This is a genomic window from Micromonospora sp. NBRC 110009 (genome assembly GCF_030518795.1).
Lineage (GTDB): Bacteria > Actinomycetota > Actinomycetes > Mycobacteriales > Micromonosporaceae > Micromonospora.
Map to the genome: position 1 here is coordinate 5,969,927 of NZ_CP130427.1, position 23,355 is coordinate 5,993,281.

At 72.9% G+C, this 23,355-nt stretch carries 21 protein-coding genes; 13 read left to right on the forward strand and 8 right to left on the reverse strand.

Annotated features, from left to right (window positions below):
- The first annotated feature begins 102 nt into the window (after positions 1-102).
- The 8 genes from Q2K19_RS28260 to Q2K19_RS28295 all read left to right on the forward strand — a co-directional run bounded on the left by Q2K19_RS28260 (position 103) and on the right by Q2K19_RS28295 (position 10,763).
- Positions 103-1,104, forward strand: a complete 1,002-nt coding sequence (locus Q2K19_RS28260; protein ID WP_302765156.1) for a LacI family DNA-binding transcriptional regulator — start codon at positions 103-105, stop codon at positions 1,102-1,104.
- 121 nt (positions 1,105-1,225) lie between these two features.
- Positions 1,226-2,902, forward strand: a complete 1,677-nt coding sequence (locus Q2K19_RS28265; RefSeq protein WP_302765157.1) for an ABC transporter substrate-binding protein — start codon at positions 1,226-1,228, stop codon at positions 2,900-2,902.
- Positions 2,903-2,990: 88 nt separating this feature from the next.
- Positions 2,991-4,154, forward strand: coding sequence for an ABC transporter ATP-binding protein (locus Q2K19_RS28270; RefSeq protein WP_302765158.1), 1,164 nt, complete (start codon positions 2,991-2,993; stop codon positions 4,152-4,154).
- A complete protein-coding gene (locus Q2K19_RS28275; RefSeq protein WP_302765159.1) occupies positions 4,151-5,128 on the forward strand; it encodes an ABC transporter permease in 978 nt (325 codons plus the stop codon). The genes Q2K19_RS28270 and Q2K19_RS28275 overlap by 4 nt, the downstream gene beginning before the upstream one ends.
- Positions 5,129-5,131: 3 nt before the next feature.
- Positions 5,132-6,181 (forward strand): ABC transporter permease, encoded by a 1,050-nt coding sequence (locus Q2K19_RS28280; protein WP_302765160.1) that lies wholly within the window; start codon positions 5,132-5,134, stop codon positions 6,179-6,181.
- The gene (locus Q2K19_RS28285; protein ID WP_302765161.1) at positions 6,178-7,176 is read left to right on the forward strand and encodes an ABC transporter ATP-binding protein; all 999 of its coding nucleotides are present in this window, start codon (positions 6,178-6,180) and stop codon (positions 7,174-7,176) included. The genes Q2K19_RS28280 and Q2K19_RS28285 overlap by 4 nt, the downstream gene beginning before the upstream one ends.
- Before the next feature lie 47 nt (positions 7,177-7,223).
- Positions 7,224-8,687, forward strand: a complete 1,464-nt coding sequence (locus tag Q2K19_RS28290; protein ID WP_302765162.1) for a GH1 family beta-glucosidase — start codon at positions 7,224-7,226, stop codon at positions 8,685-8,687.
- 180 nt (positions 8,688-8,867) lie between these two features.
- Positions 8,868-10,763 (forward strand): ricin-type beta-trefoil lectin domain protein, encoded by a 1,896-nt coding sequence (locus Q2K19_RS28295; RefSeq protein WP_302765163.1) that lies wholly within the window; start codon positions 8,868-8,870, stop codon positions 10,761-10,763.
- Positions 10,764-10,806: 43 nt separating this feature from the next.
- On the opposite strand, the gene Q2K19_RS28300 is transcribed toward Q2K19_RS28295, so the two are convergent.
- Positions 10,807-12,066 (reverse strand): ROK family transcriptional regulator, encoded by a 1,260-nt coding sequence (locus Q2K19_RS28300; RefSeq protein ID WP_302765164.1) that lies wholly within the window; start codon positions 12,064-12,066, stop codon positions 10,807-10,809.
- Positions 12,067-12,511: 445 nt separating this feature from the next.
- On the opposite strand from Q2K19_RS28300, the gene Q2K19_RS28305 reads away from it, so the two are divergent.
- The gene (locus tag Q2K19_RS28305) at positions 12,512-13,873 is read left to right on the forward strand and encodes a carbohydrate-binding protein (protein ID WP_302765165.1); all 1,362 of its coding nucleotides are present in this window, start codon (positions 12,512-12,514) and stop codon (positions 13,871-13,873) included.
- Between the two features lie 59 nt (positions 13,874-13,932).
- Here Q2K19_RS28305 and Q2K19_RS28310 read toward each other — a convergent pair whose 3' ends face one another.
- Complete coding sequence (locus Q2K19_RS28310) at positions 13,933-14,253, reverse strand: TraR/DksA family transcriptional regulator (protein WP_302765166.1); 321 nt, start codon at positions 14,251-14,253, stop codon at positions 13,933-13,935.
- Between the two features lie 355 nt (positions 14,254-14,608).
- Between Q2K19_RS28310 and Q2K19_RS28315 the strand changes: the two genes are divergently transcribed.
- Complete coding sequence (locus tag Q2K19_RS28315) at positions 14,609-15,097, forward strand: hypothetical protein (RefSeq protein ID WP_302765167.1); 489 nt, start codon at positions 14,609-14,611, stop codon at positions 15,095-15,097.
- A gap of 11 nt (positions 15,098-15,108) precedes the next feature.
- On the opposite strand, the gene Q2K19_RS28320 is transcribed toward Q2K19_RS28315, so the two are convergent.
- Positions 15,109-16,329, reverse strand: a complete 1,221-nt coding sequence (locus Q2K19_RS28320) for an LCP family protein (RefSeq protein WP_302765168.1) — start codon at positions 16,327-16,329, stop codon at positions 15,109-15,111.
- Between the two features lie 126 nt (positions 16,330-16,455).
- Here Q2K19_RS28320 and Q2K19_RS28325 point away from each other — a divergent pair, with 126 nt between their 5' ends.
- The gene (locus Q2K19_RS28325) at positions 16,456-16,884 is read left to right on the forward strand and encodes a PPOX class F420-dependent oxidoreductase (protein ID WP_302765169.1); all 429 of its coding nucleotides are present in this window, start codon (positions 16,456-16,458) and stop codon (positions 16,882-16,884) included.
- A 69-nt stretch (positions 16,885-16,953) separates the two neighbouring features.
- Here the strand turns inward: Q2K19_RS28325 and Q2K19_RS28330 are convergent, their stop codons facing one another.
- On the reverse strand, positions 16,954-18,144 hold the full coding sequence (locus Q2K19_RS28330; protein ID WP_302765170.1) for a thiolase family protein: 1,191 nt from the start codon (positions 18,142-18,144) through the stop codon (positions 16,954-16,956).
- Between the two features lie 142 nt (positions 18,145-18,286).
- On the opposite strand from Q2K19_RS28330, the gene Q2K19_RS28335 reads away from it, so the two are divergent.
- On the forward strand, positions 18,287-18,865 hold the full coding sequence (locus Q2K19_RS28335) for a TetR/AcrR family transcriptional regulator (protein WP_302765171.1): 579 nt from the start codon (positions 18,287-18,289) through the stop codon (positions 18,863-18,865).
- Positions 18,866-18,869: 4 nt separating this feature from the next.
- Here the strand turns inward: Q2K19_RS28335 and Q2K19_RS28340 are convergent, their stop codons facing one another.
- Positions 18,870-20,045, reverse strand: coding sequence for a CaiB/BaiF CoA transferase family protein (locus Q2K19_RS28340; RefSeq protein WP_302765172.1), 1,176 nt, complete (start codon positions 20,043-20,045; stop codon positions 18,870-18,872).
- 147 nt (positions 20,046-20,192) lie between these two features.
- On the opposite strand from Q2K19_RS28340, the gene Q2K19_RS28345 reads away from it, so the two are divergent.
- Entirely contained in the window at positions 20,193-20,936 is a 744-nt protein-coding gene (locus tag Q2K19_RS28345) for a zf-HC2 domain-containing protein (protein WP_302765173.1), read from the forward strand.
- Between the two features lie 13 nt (positions 20,937-20,949).
- On the opposite strand, the gene Q2K19_RS28350 is transcribed toward Q2K19_RS28345, so the two are convergent.
- The 3 genes from Q2K19_RS28350 to Q2K19_RS28360 all read right to left on the reverse strand — a co-directional run bounded on the left by Q2K19_RS28350 (position 20,950) and on the right by Q2K19_RS28360 (position 23,320).
- Positions 20,950-21,525: a sigma-70 family RNA polymerase sigma factor gene (locus Q2K19_RS28350; protein ID WP_302772811.1), complete on the reverse strand. Its 576-nt coding sequence runs from the start codon at positions 21,523-21,525 to the stop codon at positions 20,950-20,952.
- Positions 21,526-21,694: 169 nt separating this feature from the next.
- Positions 21,695-22,777 carry a PIN domain-containing protein gene (locus Q2K19_RS28355; RefSeq protein WP_302765174.1) on the reverse strand — a complete coding sequence of 361 codons (1,083 nt, stop codon included), beginning with the start codon at positions 22,775-22,777 and terminating at the stop codon, positions 21,695-21,697.
- Between the two features lie 72 nt (positions 22,778-22,849).
- On the reverse strand, positions 22,850-23,320 hold the full coding sequence (locus tag Q2K19_RS28360; protein WP_302765175.1) for a molybdenum cofactor biosysynthesis protein: 471 nt from the start codon (positions 23,318-23,320) through the stop codon (positions 22,850-22,852).
- Positions 23,321-23,355: the final 35 nt, after the last annotated feature.

The following is a 23,355-nucleotide window of genomic DNA, read 5'->3' on the forward strand; positions in this document are numbered from 1 at the left end:
CGTTATTGACGTGGCCGCCGCCACTTCGGTTGACTGCGACGGAACCGCTTCCGCAACCGGTTCCGAAACATCCCCCTCACCCCTGCGACCCGGGAGCGTCACGTGCCGATCACCATCGCCGACGTCGCCACCCGGGCCGGGGTGAGCAAGACGACGGTCTCCCGGGTGCTCAACGGCAAGGGCGAGGTGCACGTGCGTACCGCCGACCGGGTCCGCGCGGTGATCAGCGACCTCGGATACGTGCCCAGCGCCCGCGCGGTCGGCCTGGCCCGCGGGCGCACCCGGGTGGTCGGCATGCTCGTCCCCGCCCTGACCTGGCCCTGGATGGGCGAGGTGCTGCAAGGCGCGGCCGACGTGGTCGAGGCCGAGGGGTACGGGATGCTGCTGTTCACCTGCACCCAGGGCGACGAGTCGATGCGACGGTTCGCCTCCCAGGTCTCCGCCAAGTCCTTCGACGGCCTGCTCGTGGTCGAGCCGGAGGGCACCCTCGACTACATCACCGAACTGCACGAGCAGGGCCTGCCGGTCATCCTCATCGACGACCGCGGGCACCAGCCCGGCTTCCCGTCGGTCCGGACCACGAACGAGTCCGGCGCCCGGGCCGCCGCGGCGCACCTGCTGGCGCTCGGGCGCAAGCGGCCGCTGGTGGTCACGGGCCTGAGCCGCTTCGGCTGCACCCGGGAGCGGCTCGCCGGCTTCGCGGGCGGCTACGCCGACGCCGGCGTGCCCATCGAGCCCGCCCTCGTCGTGGAGGGCGACTTCACCTTCGAGTGCGGGCGGGTCGCGGTGGAACGCCTGCTCGCCGACGGCGTGACGTTCGACGCCGTCTTCGCCCACAACGACCTCTCCGCCGCCGGCGCGCTCCAGGCGCTGCGCGACGCCGGCCGGCGCGTCCCGGACGACGTGGCGGTGGTCGGCTTCGACGACCTGCCCCTCGCCGGGCACACCCACCCGCCGCTGAGCTCGGTACGCCAGCCGTTGCGGGAGATGGGGGCGGCCGCCGCCCGCACCCTCATCGCCCACCTTGCCGGCACGCCGCTGCCCGACACCCCGACCGTCATCCCCACCAGCTTCACCGTCCGCGCCTCGACCCGCGCCACCTGACCCTCCACCGCCGTATCCACCACCCACACCGGCGGGCAGCGCGCCCGCCGGTGGTAACACCGCACACCCTCCATCCACCACATCCCGCTCGAGGAATGCGGGACCACTGAGGGAGACCTCCATGAGAAGAAGGCAACTCCTCGCCGTCGCGTTGGCCGGCGCGATGGCCACCGCCCTCGCGGCGTGTGGCGACAGCCCGAACGCCAACAAGAAGAACGGGCAGGCGGCCACCGTCCTGAACGTCGGCATGCCGAACGGTCCACAGGCCGAGAACAACAACCCGTTCCTCACCACGTCCGCCGCGGCCTCCCTGGGCTACCGCTGGCAGATCTTCGAGCCGCTGATGATGTGGAACCCGGTCAAGCCGGCCGACCCGTTCAAGCCGTGGCTGGCCACCAAGGCCGAGTGGTCGCCCGACTACACCTCCGTCAAGGTCACCATCCGTGACAACGCCACCTGGTCGGACGGCCAGAAGGTCACCGCCGAGGACGTCGCGTTCACCTACAACCTGGTCAAGAAGTACCCGGCGCTCAACGACCAGGGTGTGCCCTACACGGACGCGACCGCCAGCGGCAACGAGGTCACCATCAAGATGGCCAGCCCGCAGTTCGTCAACCAGCAGAAGGTGCTGTGGCGGGTGCCGATCGTGCCCAAGCACCTGTGGGAGAAGATCAGCGACCCGACGACCGACCCGGTGAAGCAGCCGGTGGGCAGCGGCCCGTACACGCTGAAGTCGTTCACCCCGGCCACGACGACCCTGACGGTGCGGGACAAGGGCTACTGGCAGGACCTGCCGAAGGTCAAGGAGTTGCGCTTCACGTCCTACACGGACAACAGCGCGCAGACCACCGCCCTGGCCAACGGCGAGTCGGAGTGGAGCTTCGTCTTCATCCCCAACTACCAGGCCGTCTTCGTCGCCAAGGACCAGGCCCACCACAAGGTGTGGGCACCCCCGGTGCTCGGCATCCACGGCCTCTACCTCAACACCACGAAGAAGCCGTTCGACGACCCGACGCTGCGCCGCGCGATGAACATGGTCATCGACCGCGAGGACATCTTCACCACGGCCGAGGCCGGCTACTTCCACCCGCTGGTGAAGAGCGTGACCGGTCTGCCCAGCCCGGCCGGTGACGCGTTCGTCGCCCCGGAGTTCAAGGGCCAGGAGCACAAGGTCGACGTCGAGGGCGCCAAGGCGCTGCTCACCGGCGCCGGCTACAAGCTCGACGGCAACACCCTCAAGGACAAGACCGGCAAGGCGGTCACGGTCAAGCTGACCGACCCGGCCGGCTGGTCGGACTACCAGACCAGCCTCGAGATCGTGAAGGACGGCCTGTCGAAGATCGGCATCGCCGCGACGGTCGACAAGGCCAACCAGGACGCCTGGTTCCGCAACGTCGAGCAGGGCAACTTCGAGGCGACCTTCCGCTGGACCGAGGGCGGCGCCACGCCGTACGACATCTACCGGACCGTGATGGACGGCCGGCAGCTGAAGCCGATCGGCACCGCCTCCCCCGCCGGCAACTTCGGCCGCTTCAACAACAAGGAGGCGACCGACGCCCTGGTCGCCTACGCGAACGCGACTGACGAGGCCGCCCGCACCACCGCGATGAACACCCTGCAGAAGGTCTTCGTCGACCAGATGCCGATGATCCCGGTAGGCGCGGACAACATCGGTGGCGCGTACAGCACGAAGAACTGGACCGGCTGGCCGGACGACTCGAACCCGTACGGCGCCCTGCAGCCCACCCAGCCCAACGCGCTGGACGTGGTCCTGCACCTCAAGCCCGCCGGTAGCTGACCCCCGGCCCCGCCTCCCCGGTCGGCCGCGGCCGACCGGGGAGGCGGAACCCACTTCATGACACGGCAACCCCAGACAGGAACTCGGCATGACGTTGAGCGAGAGCGCGGCGGCGCCGGGCGACGAGGTGGTGCTGGAGGCGGTCGGCCTGACCAAGCACTTCCCCGTCCGCAGACGGCTGCGTGACCTCTTCTCCCGGACGCCGGCAATCGTGCACGCCGTCGACGACGTATCGTTCGCGCTGCGTCGCGGCCAGGTGACCGCGCTGGTCGGGGAATCCGGCTCCGGCAAGTCCACGGTGGCCCGTCTGCTGGCCCAGATCTACCCCCGCACCGCCGGCGACATCCGCCTGCACGGCAGGTCGACCAGGGTGCACGGCGGCCGGGCGTTCCGCGCGTACGTGCGGCGGATCCAGCTGATCCTCCAGGACCCGTTCGCGTCCTTGAACCCGGTGCACACGGTGCGCTACCACCTCACCCGATCGCTGCGGATCCACGGGAACGCGGGGCGGACCGCCGAGGACCTGGACCGGGCCCTCGCCGATCTGCTCACCCGGGTCCGCCTCACCCCGCCCGAGCGCTTCCTCGACGTGTTCCCGCACGAGCTCTCCGGCGGCCAGCGGCAGCGCGTCGCCATCGCCCGGGCGCTCGGCGCCGACCCGGAGGTGCTCCTCGCCGACGAGCCGGTCTCCATGCTCGACGTCTCGATCCGCCTCGGCGTGCTCAACCTGCTCCAGGACCTCAAGGACCGGCTCAACCTCGCCATCCTCTACATCACCCACGACATCGCCTCGGCCCGCTACTTCGCCGACGAGACGATCGTCATGTACGCCGGCCGCATGGTCGAGGGCGGCGACAGCGAGATCGTCACCCAGCACCCGGCCCACCCGTACACCCGGCTGCTCATCGAGTCGGCACCGGACCCCGACCGCATCACCGGCGACGGTGGCGCCGGCGAGACCGCCGGGCAGGACCGTGGTCACGGCGAGCCGCCGAGCCTGATCAGCCCGCCCACGGGCTGCCGGTTCCACCCGCGGTGCCCGGACGCCATGCCGCGCTGCACCACGGACCTGCCGCCCCGGCTGACCATCGGTGACCGGCCCGGCCACTGGGCGGCGTGCTGGCTCTACGACCCGGCCACCGTCGCCGCCGACGCCCCCGGCTCCGCCGCTCCCGACGCCGACCCGACCGAACCGCCACCGCCGGCGCTGGTCGAGCCGGACGGCACCGCGACCCTGGGTGAGGCACGATGAGATTCCTCCTGCAGCGCACGGCCTTCTACCTGTTCACCGCGTGGGCCGCGATCACGCTCAACTTCTTCATCCCGCGGCTGGTCCCGGGCGACCCGGTCCAGTCCCTCATCTCGCGCAACCAGGGCCGGATCAGCGCCGACGCCATCCAGTCGCTGCGCGTGCTGTTCGGTCTGGACAAGAACGAGAACGTCTGGCAGCAGTACCTCGACTACTGGCGCCAGCTCCTCCACGGCGACCTCGGGCTGTCGTTCACCTTCTTCCCGACGCCGGTGTCGACGGTGATCGGCGACAGCCTGCCGTGGACGGTCGGCCTGGTCGGCATCACCACAATCATCAGCTTCTTCCTCGGCACCGCGCTCGGCGTCGGCGCCGGCTGGCGGCGCGGCTCGTGGATCGACGGGCTGCTGCCGGCCACGACGTTCCTGTCCTCGATCCCGTACTTCTGGCTGGGTCTCGTCGCGATCGCCGTGTTCACCGGGCCGGGAAGCTTCTTCCCGTCGTCCGGCGGCTACGAGCCGGGCCTGGTGCCCGCGCTCGACCAGTACTTCATCCCGAGCGCGATCCAGCACAGCGTCCTGCCCGCCGCCACCATCCTGGTCTCCTCGATGAGCGGCTGGATCCTCAGCATGCGCAACATGATGGTCACCGTCTCCTCGGAGGACTACATCACGGTCGCCCACGCGAAGGGCCTGCCGGAGCGCCGGGTGGCCCTGAGCTACGCCGCCCGCAACGCGCTGCTGCCCAACGTCTCGGGTTTCGCCCTGTCGCTCGGGTTCATCGTCGGCGGCACGCTGCTCGTGGAGATCGTCTTCTCCTACCCGGGCCTCGGATACCAGCTCTTCCAGGCGGTCGGCTACAAGGACTACCCGCTGATGCAGGGGATCTTCCTGATCATCACGATCTCCGTGCTGGTGGCGAACCTGCTGGCCGACGTCGCGTACCTGCTCCTCGACCCGCGGACCCGAAAGAGCTGAGCGATGACAATCTCACCGTCGAGCATCGAGCAGGTCATCCCCGGCCAGGGGGCGATGGCCCAGCCGTCGGCCGCGCCGGGCCGGGCGAAGCGGCGCCGGTTCCGGTTCGTGGCCAACGCCAAGGCCGCGACCGGCCTGGTCATCCTGGCCGTCTACGTCCTCTTCGCGGTCATCGGGCCGTGGGTCGCCCCGTACGATCCGGACGCCCGCAGCGGCGACGTCCTCCAGGCGCCCTCGGCGCAGCACTGGTTCGGCACCACCCACCTCGGTCAGGACATCTTCAGCCAGATCCTGGTCGGCGCCCGCAGCGTCATGGTCGTGGGCCTGACCGCCGGGGTGCTGGCGACGATCCTGTCCATCCTCATCGGCGTGACGGCCGGCTACCTCGGTGGGGCGGCCGACGAAGGGCTGTCGGCCCTGTCCAACGTGTTCCTGGTCATCCCCGCGCTGCCGCTGATCATCATCGTGACGTCGATCGTCGAGCAGGCCAGCGACACGCTGGTCGCGCTCATCATCGGGCTCACGTCCTGGGCGTGGGGCGCACGCGTGCTGCGCGCGCAGACGCTGTCGCTGCGCCGCCGCGACTACGTCGAGGCGGCCCGGGCCACCGGCGAGCGGACCGGGCGCATCATCCTGTTCGAGATCCTGCCCAACCTCACGGCGATCATCGCGTCCGGCTTCGTCGGCACCGTCATCTTCGCCGTCATGTCGGAGATCACCCTGGCCTTCATCGGCATCTCGTCGATCTCGTCGTGGAACTGGGGCACCATCCTGTTCTGGGCGCAGGGCCAGCAGGCCCTCGCGCAGGGTGCCTGGTGGTGGTTCGTCCCCGCCGGGCTGGCCATCGCCCTGCTGGGCACCGCCCTCGCGCTGATCAACTTCGGCATCGACGAGTTCGTCAGCCCCCGGCTGCGCAGCGGTGGCCGGGCCCGGATCCGCACCGCAGACGGGCGCAGCGTGCGGATGCGGGTGGGCTTCACCCCCGTTCTGGCGCCGTCCGCGGCCGTGCCGGCACCGCGGCACGCCGCGAGTCGAGAGGAAGTCACGCGATGAGCGACCCGGTCCTGGAGATCCGCGGACTGCGGGTCGACTACGGCCTCGGCGACCAGGCGGTGCACGCCGTGCGCGACGTCGACCTGACCCTGCACCGCGGCGAGGTGCTCGGGCTGGCCGGCGAGAGCGGCAGCGGCAAGTCCACCCTGGCGTACGGGCTGACCCGGCTGCTGCCGCCGCCCGGCGTGGTCAGCGGCGGTCAGGTGATCTACCACCCGGCCGACGGCCCGTCGGTCGACGTGCTGGCCCTGACGCCCGCGAAGCTGCGGCAGTTCCGCTGGGCGGAGACCTCGATCGTGTTCCAGGGCGCGATGAACTCGCTCAACCCGGTGCACCGCGTCTCCACCCAGCTGCTCGACGTGATCAAGGCGCACGAGCCGAAGAGCACACCGGCCGGCCGGCTGGCCCGGGCGAAGGAGCTGCTGCGCCTGGTCGGCATCTCCGCCGACCGGCTGGACAGCTACCCGCACCAGCTCTCCGGCGGCATGCGGCAGCGCGTGATGATCGCGATGGCGCTGGCGCTGGAGCCGCAGGTGGTCATCATGGACGAGCCGACCACCGCGCTGGACGTGGTGATGCAGCGGCAGATCCTCGGGCAGCTCGCCGAGCTGCGGCAGCGCCTCGGCTTCGCGGTGCTGTTCATCACCCACGACCTGTCGCTGCTGGTCGAGTTCTCCGACCGGATCGCCATCATGTACGGCGGGCGGATCGTCGAGGAGGCGCCGGCCGCGCAGCTGTACCGGCGGGCCCTGCACCCGTACACCGAGGGGTTGCTGCACTCCTTCCCGGCGCTGCGCGGGCCGCGCCGCGAGCTGACCGGCATCCCGGGCTCCCCGCCGGACCTGCGGGCCATGCCGGAGGGCTGCGCGTTCCACCCGCGCTGTCCGAAGGCGTTCGACCCGTGCGACAAGGAGGTGCCGGCACTGGGCGCCGCCGACCCGGACCGGGACGTCGCCTGCTGGCTGCACCCGGTCGCCGCCCCGGTCCCCCGCTGAGCCTCACCCTCCGTCCGATCGAACGACCCGCTACCGCGAGGAGAACCATGGACACCGACCTCACCCGCCCGACCACCGACGGCTCCAGGTCGCCGCGCGGCGTCAGACGCGCCGAGCTGGAGTCGTCGCACGGGCAGGCCGACCCGATCGACACGCTCCCGCCGGCCTTCCGGTGGGGGGTGGCGACCTCGTCGTACCAGATCGAGGGCGCGGTGGCCGAGGACGGCCGGACGCCGTCGATCTGGGACACCTTCTGCCGCGTGCCGGGCGCCGTTGCCAACGGCGACCACGGCGACGTGGCCTGCGACCATTACCACCGGATGCCGCAGGACGTCGCGCTCATCGCGGACCTGGGCCTGGACACCTACCGGTTCTCCGTGGCGTGGCCGCGGGTGCAGCCGGGCGGGCGCGGGCCGGCGAACCCGGCCGGGCTGGCCTTCTACGACCGCCTGGTGGACGAGCTGCTGGGCCGCGGGATCGACCCGTGGGTGACGCTCTACCACTGGGACCTGCCGCAGGAGCTGGAGGACGCCGGCGGCTGGCCGAACCGGGACACCGCCTACCGGTTCGCCGACTACGCCGAGCTGGTCTTCGCGGCCCTCGGCGACCGGGTGAAGACCTGGACCACGCTGAACGAGCCGTGGTGCTCGGCGATGCTCGGATACGCGTACGGCAACCACGCCCCGGGACGGCGGAACCTCGCTGACGGGATCGCCGCCGCGCACCACCTGCTGCTCGGCCACGGGCTGGCGGTGCAGCGGCTGCGCGCCGCGGCGGCCACCCCGATCGAGCTGGGCCTCACCGTCAACCTGTCCACCGCCGACCCGGCCAGCGACAGCGCGGCCGACCGGGACGCCGCCCGGGCCGCCGACGGGCTGGGCAACCGGCTCTACCTGGACCCGGTGTTCCGGGGCGCCTACCCGGAGGACGTGGTGGCCGACCTGGCCGCCGAGGGGGTGCGCATCCCGGTGGAGGAGGGCGACCTGGAGGTCATCTCGTCCCCGATCGACGTGCTCGGGGTGAACTTCTACTTCGGGCAGGTCCATTCCGGCACGGACGAGCAGGGCCGGGAGCGGGACGACGACGACCGGCCGGTGCGCCGGGTCATCCGCCGCGACCTGCCGCGCACCGCGATGGACTGGGAGATCGTCCCGGACTCCTTCACCGAGCTGCTGGTCCGGCTGCACCGGGACTACCCGGGCGTGCCGCTGGTGATCACCGAGAACGGGGCGGCGTTCGACGACAAGCCGGACGCCGACGGGTTCGTGGCCGACGACGACCGGGTGGCGTACCTGACCGAGCACCTGCGGGCGGTGGCCCGGGCCCGGCAGGCCGGCGCGGACGTGCGCGGCTACTTCGCCTGGTCGCTGCTGGACAACTTCGAGTGGGCGTACGGCTACGACAAGCGGTTCGGCATCGTGCGGGTGGACTACGACACCCAGCGGCGCACGCCGAAGCGCAGCGCGCACTGGTACCGCGACACCATCCGGCGGGTGCGCGGGGAGCGCTGACCGGACCGCTCGGGGCAACCGCGCCGGAACGTTCCGGGCGGTTGCCCCGACCTGTCCATATACGCAGGTGACGAGGGATTTTCGCCACTTGACACAAGCATGCTTCCATGCCTTGACGGAAGAGGGTGTGAGGCGTTCTCTCCTTCGCGGATGTCGAGATAGCTCCGAAGGGAGGCATCCGTGTCCTCCACCCGATCCCCCACCACCGCCCGCCGCGCCGGCCGCGCGGCACTGGCGCTCTGCCTGTCGGCCGGCGCCCTCGCCCTGTCCCCACCGTCGGCCGCGCATGCTGCCGGCGAGACCGTCAACGTCTGGTTCACCACCACCTCCGACAGCGGCGGGCGGACGGTCACCCGCGGCCTGCAACCGCAGAACCCGCTCAGCTTCGCCGCCAGCAGCCCCGCCGCCACGTACACCATCACCGTCGACGAGAACGCCAGCTACCAGCCATTCGAGGGTGGCGGCGCGTCGATCACCGACACCACCGCGTACCTGCTGCGCGGCGGGCCGGTCACCGCCGCCGCCCGGGACGACGTGATGCGCAAGCTGTTCAGCCCCACCGACGGCATCGGCCTGTCGTTCGTGCGCAACCCGGTCGGCGCCTCCGACCTGTCCCGCCCCGGCATGATCTCCCTCGACGACACCTGCTGCGATCTGAGCGACTTCGGCATCAACGGCTACAACACCGACGTGGAGCTGCTCACCGCACAGGCCAAGCAGCTCAACCCGGCGCTGCGAGTGAAGGTGGTGCCGTGGAGCGCGCCCGGCTGGATGAAGACCAACGGCCGGATGGACCAGATGGGCTCGCTCAGGTCGCAGTACTACGCCACCTACGCCCAGTACCTCGTCAAGACCATTCAGGCGTACGAGGCCCGCGGCGTGCCGGTCGACTACGTCTCGGTGCAGAACGAACCGAACTGCTGCCAGGCGAGCAACCCCACCGCGATGAACTACCCGGGCATGGCCTGGACCTCCGCCAACCTGGTGAACCTGACCAGGAACTTCGTCTACCCGGCGTTCCGCACCGCCGGCATCCCCAGCAAGGTGATGGTGCACGACTTCAACTACGGCGACTACGGCAACTTCGGCGCCGTGCTGCTCGCCGACAGCGGCGTCCGCACCGACCCGCTCTTCGGCGGCATCGCCTGGCACGGCTACTTCGGCAGCCCCACCGTGGGCACCCAGGTCCACAACCAATACCCGACCGTGCCGCAGTTCAGCACCGAGCACTCCGGCGGCACCTGGATCGCCAACCAGCACAACGAGGACATGGCCGACATAGTGAACTACGCCCGCAACTGGAGCCGGAGCCTGGTCAGGTGGAGCCTCGCGCTCAACCAGAACCACGGCCCGCACAACGGCGGCTGCGGCACCTGCACCGGGCTCATCACCGTCCATGAGGGAGACTCGCGCAGCGGCCAGGTCGACTACACGATCGAGTACTACACCACCGGGCACCTGACGAAGTTCGTCCAGCCCGGTGCGTTCCGGATCGACTCCACCGCCAACAGCACCGTGCAGAACGTCGCGTACCGCAACCCGGACGGTTCGAAGGCGCTCATCGCGCACAACGGCGGCACGTCGTCGCGGTCGGTGAAGGTGGTGTGGGGCGGGCAGTCGTTCACCTACACCCTGCCGGCCCGAACGACCGCGACCTTCACCTGGTCCGGCTCCCAGTCGGGTGGCGGCGCGCCGAGCGGGTGGATCACCGGCATCGGCGGCAAGTGCCTCGACGTCACGAACAGCGCCACCTCCGACGGCACGCCGATCCAGATCTGGACCTGTCACGGCGGCTCGAACCAGCAGTGGACCCGGGCTACCGACGGGACGCTCCGGTCGCTGGGCAAGTGCCTCGACGTCTCCGGCGGTGGGACCGCCAACGGCACGAGGGTGCAGCTATGGACGTGCAACGGCACCGGCGCACAGCAGTGGGTGTGGACGGCCGCACGGGACCTGGTGAACCCGCAGGCGAACAAGTGCCTGGACGCCACCGGCAACACCTCCGCCGACGGCACGAAGGTGCAGCTCTGGAGCTGCACGGGCGGCGCCAACCAGAAGTGGACGCTCCCGTCCTGAGCCGGGGCCGGGCCGGCGGCGCTCCCGCCGCCGGCCCGGTGGCTCAGCGGGCGCGCGAGCGGGGCCGGGCCGGACGCGCGGGCGCCGGCACCAGCCGGGCGGCGGGTTCGCGCGGGACGCCGCCGTCGCGCAGCAGCCGGGCCATCGGCAGGGTGGCCGCGCCCATCGCGACCGCGTCCGGTCCGAGCCGGCACAGCTCGATCGAGGTCTGGGCGTACGGCTGGCGCAGCGCGTGCCGCGCCGTCGCCTCCCGGATCTGCGGCAGGTAGCGCTCGCCCAGGGCCAGCCCGGCCCAGCCGCCCAGCACCACCCGCTCCGGGTTGAAGAGGTTCACCAGGTTCGCCACCCCGGCGCCGAGGTAGCCGACGGTCTCGTCGAGCACCTTCGCGGCCGTCCGGCCGGAGGAGCGGAGCAGTTCGCCGAAGGCGCTCTCCTCGTCGCCACCGGGCGCGGGCCGGCCCCGGTTGGCCAGGCGGAACCGGTCGAGCACCCCCTCCGCCCCGACGTACGCCTCCAGGCAGCCGAGGTTGCCGCAGCGGCAGCGGCGGCCGCCGTACACGATGGTGGTGTGCCCCCACTCGCCGGCGCTGCTGTGCGCGCCGCGGTAGCCGACGCCGTCGGCGACCACGCAGGCGCCGACACCGGAGCCGACCAGGGCGACGACGGCGTGCCGGACGCCGCGGCCGGCGCCGAACCACATCTCGGCCTGGCCGAGGGTCTTCGCGCCGTTGTCGATGTGCACCGGGATGTCGGTGCCGGCGCGCAGCATCGCGCCGAGCGGCACCCCGTCCCAACCGAGGGTCTGCGCGTGCACCACCGCGTCGGCGGTGCGCTCGACGGTCCCGGCGACCGCGACGCCGAAGCCGAGCACCGCGGCGGGGTCGACGCCGGCCTGGTCGAGCACCGCGTCGAGGCCGTCCAGCAGGTGGCGGGCCACGTCCTGCGGGTCGGGCTCGGCGCCGGCGATCGGGTACTCGGCCTTGGCCAGGGCGGTCATCGCCAGGTCGAAGAGTTCGACCTGGACCCGGGTCTCGCCGACGTCGGCGCCGACCAGGTAGCCGTAGCCGGGGGCGACGCGCAGCAGCACCCGCGGGCGGCCGCCGTCGGACTCGACCGAGCCGGCCTCCTCGACCAGGCCCTCGGCGATCATCTCGCCGACCAGGTTGCTCACGCTGGCCAGGCTCAGCGCGGTGGTCTGCCCCAGCTCGTGACGGCTGAGCGGGCCGTCCAGCCAGATCCGGGTGAGCAGCACCGATCGGTTGGCCCGGCGCATGTCCCGCACGGTGGTGCGTCTGGCGTCCACGTCCGCCCGCCTTTCCCTGTCACCACCCGCGGCGACTCACCCGGGATGCGTCACCCCAGATTAATGCGGTGAACGAAGCAGCGAAAAATGACCGGAACGAACCGGACGGCCGGGGACGACCCGTACCTCCACTGGCTGATGGTGGTCGGCGTGGTGGGGGTCGCCGCGGGCTTCAGCCGGGTCATCGAGCATTCCCCCTCTCCCACGTGGTCGGGGTCCTCGCCGCCGCCCTCGTGCCGGCGGCACCGCACCTGCCGAACCTGGTCCTGAGCCTGGCCGCCCCCTCGTCCTGCTGGGCGTCGAGGCCGCCGAGTTCGTGCGGCGGCAGCGTGCGGGCGCCGTGCCGGTCACCCCCGGGACGCGCGCGCCGGCCGGCTCGAGGGGACGTATTTACATTTAACAAAGTTTACTGATAACCTCCGCCGCATCGATGAGGAGGCATGTCATGCGACTTCGACGCGGGCTGATCGCCCTGCTCGGCGGCGCCGCGCTGCTCGCCGCCGCCACCGCCCTGCCGGCCGCCACCGGGCTCGCCGCCGCCGGCGCCCAGACCGCGCTGGTGTCCTGCGCCGGGGCGCCGGCCTGGGCCGAGGGGGTCACCTGGGCCGCGGGCAGCCGGGCCACCTACTCCGGTCGCCTCTACCAGGCACTGGTCACGCACACCCCGCCGGCGGGCGCCGGTTGGACCCCGCCCGCCACCCCGGCCCTCTGGAGCGACCTCGGCGCCTGCGACGGCGGCGCCCCGTCCCCCACACCCACCACGAAACCCCCGTCCCCGACGCCCACCGCCACGCCCTCCCCCACCGCGACGCCGTCGCCCACCCCGACCACCACCCCGCCCCCGGGCGGGACCACCTGCGCGCTGAAGTCGCGACCGGCCGGCAAGGTGCTGCAGGGCTACTGGGAGAACCGGGACGGCGCGGCCAACGGCGTGCACCCGGGGCTCGGCTGGATCCCGATCACCGACCCGCGCATCCCGGGCCACGGCTACAACGTGGTCACCGCCGCCTTCCCGGTGATCCGCGCCGACGGCACCGTGCTCTGGGAGGACGGCATGGACAGCGGGGTCAAGGTGCCCACCCCGGCGGAGATGTGCCAGGCCAAGGCCGCCGGCCTGACCATCCTGCTCTCCATCGGCGGCGCCGCCGCCGGCATCGACCTCAGCTCCGCCGCGGTCGCCGACCGGTTCGTCGCCACCGTGGTGCCGATCCTCAAGCGCTACAACTTCGACGGCATCGACATCGACATCGAGACCGGGCTGACCGGCAGCGGGAACATCAACCAGCTGTCCACCTCGCAGGCCAACCTGGTCCGCATCATCGACGGGGTGCTGGCCCAGATGCCCGCCGGCTTCGGGCTGACCATGGCGCCGGAGACCGCGTACGTCACCGGCGGCAGCGTCACCTACGGGTCGATCTGGGGCGCGTACCTGCCGATCGTGAAGCGATACGCCGACAACGGCCGGCTCTGGTGGCTGAACATGCAGTACTACAACGGCAGCATGTACGGCTGCGCCGGCGACTCGTACCCCGCCGGCACCGTGTCGGGCTTCGTCACCCAGACCGACTGCCTGAACACCGGCCTGGTCGTGCAGGGCACCACCATCCGCGTCCCGTACGACCAGCAGGTCCCCGGCCTGCCCGCGCAGTCCGGCGCCGGCGGCGGATACCTGAGCCCGTCCCAGGTGGGACAGGCGTGGAACACCTCCCAGGGCCGCCTGAAGGGGCTGATGACCTGGTCGATCAACTGGGACGGCTCGAAGGGCTGGACCTTCGGCGACAACGTCAAGGCCCTCCAGGGCCGGTGACGCTCGCGGCCGACCCGGTGGTGCCGGGCCGTCACCGCAACGGCCCGGCACCGCGCCGGTCAGCCCTGCCGCTGCTGGCAGGGCACGCAGTAGCGGGCGTGCGGCAGCACCTCGAGGCGCTCGGACGGAATGCCCGTCCCGCACCGCGCGCAGGTGCCGTAGCCGCCGTCGGCCATCCGCCCCAGCGCGTCGGCGATCTGCGCCAGGCTCTGCCGGGTGGCGGCGATCAGCGCGGCGCGGGTGTGCGCCTCGCCGGGATCGCCGGTGTCCGCGGTCAGCTCGGTCAAGCGCGCGGTCTGCGCCTCGAACTCGGTGGTCAGCGTCGTCCGCAGCCGGGTGAGCCACTGCTGGTCGTGGGCGCCGTGGAGTTCCGTGCTCATGGAAAGTCCCTCCGGATAAAGAAAAAGGGCTGAAGCCCGATGGCTTCGCCCTGGTGGCCGTACGCGGGAGGTGCGATTCTCCGGAGGACCACGGTCGGCGGGGACCGGGTTCGGCAACCCGGGCACGACCGCGGTCCGGGGGTGACGGGCAGCCGAGATCGCCGCCGCGAGGACGGCGGTGCGGATCGGCTGCCGGAACATGCGGCCCACCATAGCCGGGGCCGTCGGCGGAACCAACGGGTTTCCGGGTACCCGCCCGGCAGGCCCGACGGGGCCACGTCGGAACGATCAAGCCGGTATGGTTCACCGGCATCCGGGACGCTCGTCCACCCCGCCCCCGTCAGGTGATCCGTCCATGCAGCCCTCCCCCACGGCCCCGGCCCCACCACGCCGGGCAGGGTCCCGCGCCGTCACCGCCGGGCTGGCCCTCCTGTTCGGCGCCGTCGCCGCCGTCGCCGGCGCCGCCGTGGCACGACATGCCACCGTCGCGGTGGCCGGGCAGCCGGCCACCACGACGTTCGTGGTGTCCGGCGCGGTGCTGCTCGACGCCCAGGCGACGTTCCGCACGGACGGGCGCGGCGGCTGCGCCGGCACCGACGACCTCGTCGACATCCGGGACGGCACCCCGGTCGTGATCGCCGCCGGTGCGGGGCAACTGCCCGTCGGCCAGCTGACCGACGGGCGGGTGCTCACCGACGGCACCTGCCGGTTCTGGTTCGCCGTCCGGGGCGTGCCGGCCGGGCACGCCCCGTACCGGATCCTGGTCGGCAGCCGGGGCGGCGACACCGCATACACGGAGGCGGACCTCACGGGTGCGCTGGTGACCCTGCACCTCGGCGGCTGACGCCGCCCGCCCTAGTGTGCCGTGCTGGTCGGTCCGGAGTCGGCCACCCAGGTCGGGTGGGCCTGGACGAACGCCGCGACCGTGTCGTTCCGGACCGCGTGCAGCAGGCTCATGCTGGTCGGGCTGAGGATCTCGGCGCTGCCCACCCCGGGGACCGTCCGGCTGTTGAAGGTGCCGGCGTTGGTCTTGATCGTGGTGATCGCGTCGGGGTGGACGCCGCGCATGGCGAAGGCCCAGTCCTCCAGCGGGATGCCGCCGTCGTCCACGGTCATGGTCTTGCCGACGGCCGTGAGAAGCCCGGGCAGCTTCGTCGGCGAGTCCAGGCCCTCGGTGACCACCTGGTGCAGCACCGCCTTGAGGAACTGCTGCTGGTGGCGCTGCCGGCCGTAGTCGAAGTCGTGGTTGGCCAGCAGGTCGCGCTGCCGGACGAAGTCCAGCGCCTCCGCCGGGTTCAGGCAGTGGTTGCCCTTGGTGTAGATGTTCGGGGTGACCCCGGGGATGCGGTGGTTCACCGTGCCGTCGGGATTGATCTTGTACGGCGCGGCCGGCTGGCCGGTCTTGTCGTCGTGCCCCACGTGGATCGAGGTGGTGGTCTCGTCGACGTACATGCAGACCTTGCCGAGGACCTGGACGATCTGCTTGAAGCCCTGGAAGTCGATGATCGCCCCGGCGTCCGGGGTGATCCCGGTCAGGTCGCGGACGGTCAGCGCGAGCAGCTCGAAGCCGTGCGACAGCGCCGCCGGGCCGGTCAGGCCCCGGCTGCCGAAGGCGAAGGCGGCATTGATCTTGTTCTGCCCGCCGCGGTAGGGGGTCGCGCCGTTGTCGTAGGCCGGGATGGTGACCAGCGAGTCGCGCGGCAGCGAGACCAGGTAGGCCTGGCTGTGGTCGGCCGGAATGTGCACCAGGATGATCGAGTCGGAGCGGATGAGCTGGCTGGCGTCCTGGTGCGGGCGGGTGTCGACGCCGACCAGCAGGATGTTCTTCGCCCCGGTGATCGTCCGGTGCTGCCGCGGCGCCGCGGCGGCGCCGAGCAGGTTCTGCTGGGTGACCTTGCTGGTCGCGGTGTGCAGGAGATACTCGCTGCCGCCGAGCGCCACGCCGCTGAGCACCATCAGCGTCGCGCCGAGGGCCAGGCACCACCGGGCCCACCGGGGCGCGCGCCGGCGCGACGGGCGCGACGGCGGGACCGGGTCCACCGGTCGGTGGTCGGAACGCACGGTGACGTGCGACACGGGTGCCTCCTCGGGCTGGGGGCCAGGCCGGACCAAATGTAGGTGGCGGGTGTGCGGAGCGTCAGCCCGCGCGGCTGTGAATCGGCTGGGAGCCCGCCCGGCGGCGATGACCAGGACAATCACCGGATGGCCCAGCAGATGCGCCACGACCAGTGGCGGACGTTCCTCACCCACGGCAGGCGCACCGGCAAGCTCGCCACCGTACGCGCCGACGGCTCACCGCACGTCGCCCCCGTCTGGTTCGTCCTGGACGGCGACGATCTCGTCTTCACCACCGGCGCGACCAGCGTGAAGGGGCGCAACCTGCGCCGCGACCCGCGGGCGGCCCTGACCGTCGACGAGGAGCGGCCGCCGTACGCCTTCGTGCTGGTACGCGGGCCGGTCGGCATCAGCGAGGACCTCGCCGAGATGCGCGACCGGTCCACCCGGATCGCCGCCCGGTACCTGGGCGAGGAGCTGGCGGAGCGCTACGGCCGGCGCAACGCGGTCCCCGGCGAGCTGCTGGTGCGGCTCCGGGCGGAGCAGGTGGCGGCCGTCAGCGGCGTCGCGGACTGACCGGCTCGGGCCGGAGCGCCGCGAGCGGGCCGGGCAGCCGCCGGCCCGCTCTGCCGGTCCGACCGGCCGTCAGGCGTCGAGGCGCTCGATGATGGTGGCGTTGGCGGTGCCGCCGGCCTCGCACATGGTCTGCAGGCCGTACCGGCCGCCGGTGCGTTCGAGCACGTGCAGCAGCGTGGTGGCGAGGCGGGCGCCGCTGGCCCCGAGCGGGTGGCCGATGGCGATCGCGCCGCCGTCGACGTTCACCTTCGCCGGGTCGGCGCCGGTCTCCGCCACCCAGGCCAGTACCACCGAGGAGAACGCCTCGTTGACCTCGAACGCGTCGATGTCGGCGATGGTGAGTCCGGCCCGGGCCAGCACCCGGGCGGTGGCCGGGATGATGCCGGTGAGCATGAGGATCGGGTCGTCGCCGACGACCGTGGCGGTGTGGATCCGGGCGCGGGGACGCCAGCCGCGTCGCCGGGCGGTCTCGCTGGTGGTGAGCAGCAGCGCCGCCGACCCGTCGTTGAGCGGGCTGGAGTTGCCGGCGGTGACCTTCCAGTCGATCTCGCCGAAGCGCGCGGTCCAGTGCGCGGCGGCGAAGGCCGGCGGCAACTCGGCGAGGCGCGCCACCGTGGTCCCGGGCCGGATGGTCTCGTCCCGGGCAAGCTCGACGCCGGGCAGCGGGGCCACCTGGCTGTCGAACCGTCCCTGCCGCCAGGCCTCGGCGGCCCGCTGGTGGCTGGCGGCGGCGTACTCGTCGAGTTGCGCACGGGACAGGCCCCACTTGCGGGCGATCAGCTCCGCGCTGACGCCCTGCGGGATGAGGCCGCCGGGGTAGCGCGCGGCCACCGCCGGCCCGGCGACGTCCGCCCGGACGCCGTCGACCACGGCGGAGCTGCCGATCGGCACCCGGCTCATCGACTCCACCCCGGAGGCGACCACGACGTCGTACGCCCCGGCGACCAGGCCCTGGGCGGCGAAACTCAGCGCCTGCTGGCTGCTGCCGCACTGCCGGTCCACGGTCACCCCGGGCACGGACTCGGGGAACCCGGCCGCGAGGGCGGCCAGTCGGGTGGTGTTGGTGCTCTGCTCGCCGACCTGGCCGACGGCGCCGCCGATGACGTCGTCGATCTCGACCGGGTCGAGGCCGGGGACCCGGGCGACGAGGCTGCGCAGCGCGTGCGCGTGCAGCTCGACGGGGTGGACGTCGGGGTACGCGCCCCGCTTCGCCTTGCCGATCGGGGTTCGTACCGCCTCGACGATGACCGCGTCCCGCATCACTGCCTCCTGCCCGCTCAGCCGGACCGATCGGTCCGGGACCAATTGGTCCGATCCTGCGCCGCCGCCGTTGCGCCGGTCAATCGCTGACGGACCGATCGGTCCGTTATCCTCGCCACAGCGACCGGAAGGGAGGAGGCCCATGGCGCGCACCGCCGCCCCGGGCAGCCGGGAACGGATCCTGCGCACGGCCGGCGACCTGTTCTACCGGCACGGCGTCCGGGCCGTCGGAATGAACCAGGTGATCGACGCGGCCGGCTGCGGCAAGAACCTGCTCTACACCCACTTCCCCAGCAAGAACGACCTGGTGGCCGCGTACCTGCGGGCCTGCCGCGCGGTGCGGGACCGGGACGCGGCGGCCGCCACGGCGGAGCTGGCACACGACCCGGCCGCGCGGCTGCGCGCGATCGTCGCGGAGATCGCGGCGAGCACCACCCGGCCGGACTTCCGCGGCTGCGCGTTCCGGATGTACCTGACGGAGTTCCCGGAGGACGAGGGCGAGCCCGCCCGGGTGGCCCGGGACTACCTGCGCGACACCCGGGCCGAGATCGACGACCTCGTCGCCCGGCTGGACGTGGCGGACCCCGGCCAGCTCGCCGACCGGATCTGGCTGATCGTGGAGGGGCTCTACGCGAGCGCCGCCCGGCCCCACTCGGCCGCCGCGTCCGCCGCCGCGACCCGGCTCGTCGACGACCTGCTCGCCGCCGCCGCGCCCCGCTGAGCCGTCACCCGGCCAACCAGGCGCGGAGCTCGTCGCCGTGCTCGTCCAGACCGGGCGGGGGCAGGTCGTAGCGCGGCGGGGTCGCCGAGAAGCCAACCGGGTGGCGCACCCCGGGCACGCCGTCGACGTCGACCACCGGATCGAGCCCCAACTCCCGGGCCAGCGCGACGCCCCGGTCCAGCGCGTTGATCGGCGTGCACGGCACGCCGGCCGCCCGCAGGTCGCCGAACCAGGCCTCGCTGCTGCGCTGGACCAGCCGGGCGACCAGGAGCGGGCGCAGCACGTCCCGGTTGGCCGTGCGGTCCTGGTTGCGCCGGAAACGGGGGTCGTCGGCCAGCTCCGGCACGCCGAGGACCCGGCAGAGGGTACGGAACTGGGCGTCGTTGCCGGCGATCACGACCAGCTCGCCGTCCGCCGTCGGCAGCGGCTCGTACGGGAAGATGCTCGGGTGGGCGTTGCCCATGCGGACCGGCACCACACCCGCGGCGACGTGCGCGCTGGCGTGGTTGACCAGGCCGGACAGCGCCGAGGAGAGCAGGTCCACCGTGACGTGCTGGCCGACGCCCGAGCGCTCGCGGTGGCGCAGCGCGGCGAGGATCCCGACCGCCGCGTGCAGCCCGGCGATCACGTCGAACACCGCGACCCCGGCCTTGTACGGCGGGCCGTCCGCCGCGCCGGTGAGGCTCATCAGCCCGGACGCCGCCTGGACCATCAGGTCGTACCCGGGCAGGTCGGCGCCGGCCGCCGCACCGAAACCGCTGATCGAGGCGTAGACGATCCGGTCGTTGGCGGCGGCCACGGTGTCGTAGTCGAGGCCGAACCGGCGCAGCGCGCCGGGCCGGAAGTTCTGGATCATGACATCGGCGCGCTGCGCCAGCCGCCGGGCGAGCAGCAGGTCACCGGCGTCGGTGAGATCGAGCACCACCGAGCGCTTGTTGCGGTTGACCCCGAGGTAGTAGGTGGCGACGCCGTCGTGGACCGGCGGCGCCCAGGTGCGGGTGTCGTCGCCGCCGGGGCCCTCCACCTTGACCACGTCGGGGCCGAGGTCGGCCAGGAGCATGGTCGCGTACGGCCCGGCGAGGATCCGGGAGAAGTCCGCGACGAGCAACCCGCTCAACGGCCCGGCCGAGCCCTCCATCGTCGCCGCCCTCCCCGCCGCCCCGCCCGCCGAGATCACCATGGCACACCGCCGAACCGGGTGGAAGGGCCGCCGCCGGCGCGCGCCTGGTCCGCCGCGACCGCCTGACGGACGATCCCGCCGGTGACCCGCGGCGGGAAAGCAGGGGCTGCCGGGAACCGGACGGACGGTGCCGACGACTATCCGTACATGGCGTGTGAGCAGTGGCGGGAAATCCTGTCGGCGCAGTTGGACGGCGAGGCGTCCGGGTCGGAGAGCGCGGCGGCCGAGGCGCATCTGGCGGGCTGCGCCGGCTGCCGGGCCTGGTTCGACGCGGCCGTGGCGGTGACCCGGCGGGCCCGTACGCACGTGGTGCCGGCGGTGCCCGACCTCGTCGACGCGGTGCTCGCGGCGGTGCCCCCGACGCCCGCCCGGCCGGCCTGGCGGGACCGGGCGGCGCTCGGACTGCGCGCCCTGCTCGGGCTGCTGGGCGCGGTGCAGCTGGCGCTCGGGCTGACCCAGATCGGCCGGGAGGCGGTCGTCGACCACGTGCACACCGCCGGCCAGCACCTGTGGCACGAGTCCGCCGCGTGGAACGTGGCCGTCGCCGCCGGGTTCCTGGTGGTCGCGGTGCGCCGGTCCACCCCGGCGGGGCTGCTGCCGATGCTCAGCGCCTTCGTCGGCACCCTGGTGCTGCTGTCGGTGAACGACCTGATCACCGGGCAGGTGGCGGTACCACGCCTGGTCAGCCACGGTGTCCTGGTCGTCGGCTGGGCGGTGATGATGCTGCTGTCCCGGCCCGGGTTGCGGCCCGGCGGCACCCCACCGCAGCGCGGCCGCTCCGCCGGCTCCCGGTGGTCGCTCCGGCTGGAGGAGCAGGCCGAGCCGGCCCCGCTGCGGCTGCTGCCGCCCGCCCCGTACTCCGCACAGGCCCACCACCGCCGGGCGGCCTGACCGGCGGGGGGGCTCAGCCCACCCGGCCGCCCCGGGCCGGCCGGGCACCGCCCTGCCACGCGGCGACCAGCTCCTCCCGGGCCCGGGCCACCCGGGACCGGATGGTGCCGACCGGGCAGCCGCACACCTCCGCGGCCTCCGCGTACGACAGGCCGACCAGCTGGGTGGCGACGAACGCCTCCCGCCGCTCGGGCGGCAGCGCGGCGATCAGCCGCCGGAGGCTCACCCCGTCGTCGCTGCCGGGGATGACCGCGCCGGCCGCCTCGGCGGCGCTCTCCCAGTCGGGGAGGGCGGCCAGCCGCGGCCGGGCGGTGGCGGCCCGGACGTGGTCCACGGCGACCCGGCGGGCGATGGCGAAGATCCAGGTCCGGGCCGAGGACCGGCCGGCGAAGCCGGGCAGGCCGCGCAGCGCGCGCAGGAACGTCTCCTGGGTGAGGTCATCGGCCTCGGCCGGGCCGGCCAGGTGGGTGAGGAACCGCCACACCGGGCCCTGGAGGGACCGGACGAAGGCCGCCGCGGCCTGCTGGTCGCCCCGGCCGGCCCGCCGCGCCCAGCGGGTCACCTGGTCGTCGTCGGCCTCGGCGGTCATGTGGCCGGCCGGCGTCGTGGTCCGGTCCTGGTCAGGCGCGACGGTACGGGGGGTGGCGCCGATCGCTTCATCCCTCGGGTCCTCCTCCGTCCGCACGCCAGCCGGGCGCCGCAGCACGGCGGCCCCTCGGGTGTTGGTCGGCCGGCGGCGCGGAAAAGTTCCCACCGGGTCAGGAGCTGCGCGGGGTGAGCAGGTAGTCCTCGTGGTCCGGATCCCACCGCAGGTCGACCACACCGCTGGTGGCGGCCGCCTTGCAGAACTGCAGGAAGCTGCGGTAGCCCAGCTTCTTCTCGCTGAAGTCGGGCCGGGCCCGGCGGAGCTGGTTCTTCAGCCCGGACAGCGCCGCCACGCCGCCACCGGCCGCCAGCTCCCCGACCACCGCGCGGAGCAGCTCGAACGCCGCCTCCCGGTCGCCCCGCTCCGGCAGCGACACCTCCGGGTCGCCCTTGGCGGGCCCCTCCCCCAGCTCGACCACGTTGTGCTCGGCGAGGTGACGCAGCAGCTCGCCGAAGGTGCGGAACCCGTAGTCGGACTCGCTGAAGGTGGGGTCCTTGCGCAGCAGGGTGCGCTTCAGCGCGGAGGCCGTCACCTCCCCGCCGGAGCTGCCCTGCAGGCCAGCCACCGTCTGGGCGACCAGGACCGCGAGGCTGTCGACGTCGCGGACGGGTTCCTCCTCCGCCGCCGGGGCGGGCTCGGGCTGGGGCTCCGCCGGCTGCTGCGGCTCCGGCTCGGCGGGCCGGGCCGGGCGCGCCCGGCGCCCCGCCGCCGGCGGGATGTCGACGCCCTCGAGGCGGTCGTAGTAGAGGAACTCGTCGCAGGCGGGGGGCAGCAGCGCCGAGGTGGACTTCTCCACGCCGACGCCGATCACCCGCTTGTTGAGTTCCCGCAGCTTGTGCACCAGCGGGGTGAAGTCGCTGTCGCCGGTGCAGATCACGAAGGTGGAGATGTAGTCGCGCTCGAAGGCCAGCTCGATCGCGTCCACCGCCATCTTGATGTCGGCGGCGTTCTTCCGCGACGCACCCATCCGCTGCGGAATCTCGATGAGTTCGACGTGCGAGCGGGTGAGCATCCGCCGGTCCTCGTCGAAGTACGACCAGTCGGCGTACGCACGGCGCACGACCACCCGTCCCCGCTCGGCGAGGGCGTCGGCGATCGGACGGAAGTCGAAGGGCCTCCCGCCATGGTGGTCGCGTACGCCCAGCGCCAGGTTCTCGTAGTCGAGGAACAGCGCGATCCGGTCTTCCTGATCCACGCCGCCCAGCCTACGACGCGGCGGATCGGTATCCGATCCGGCGCGGCGTCGGCGGCGTGGCGGGCGGGCGGTTCACTCGACGGCGGCGGTGACCGGGCCGACCCGGAGCAGCCCGTCGGTCAGCGGCTCGCAGCGCACCCCGCCCTTGCCGCGCAGCCCCTTCCAGGTGCCCGGCCCGACGGTGACGTCCATCCAGGCGCACGGGTGCGCCCGGCTGTGCACCCGCAGGCGCACCGGCCCGTCCCCGCAGTCCAGCACCAGCACCCGGCCGACCAGCTCGTCGACGGCGAGACCGGCGGTGAGCACGTTGCGCCGGACCTGGGTCAGGTCGGCCCCGGCCGGCAGCGACTCCTGGGCGATCAGCGTCACGCTGGCCTCCCGGTGCGCCGGCTGGCCGAAGTACCGGTCGCCGACGATGCCCAGGCCCGCCCGGATGCGTACCTCCTCGACCAACTCGTCCGGCGGCGCCGGCGCGGGACCGTCCGACGGGCGGCCCACGAAGCGGTGCACCGGCGAGGCCAGCAGCTGGACGATTCGGGACATGTGGCGATTCTAGGGAGCGGCGGGTTCGCCGGGTG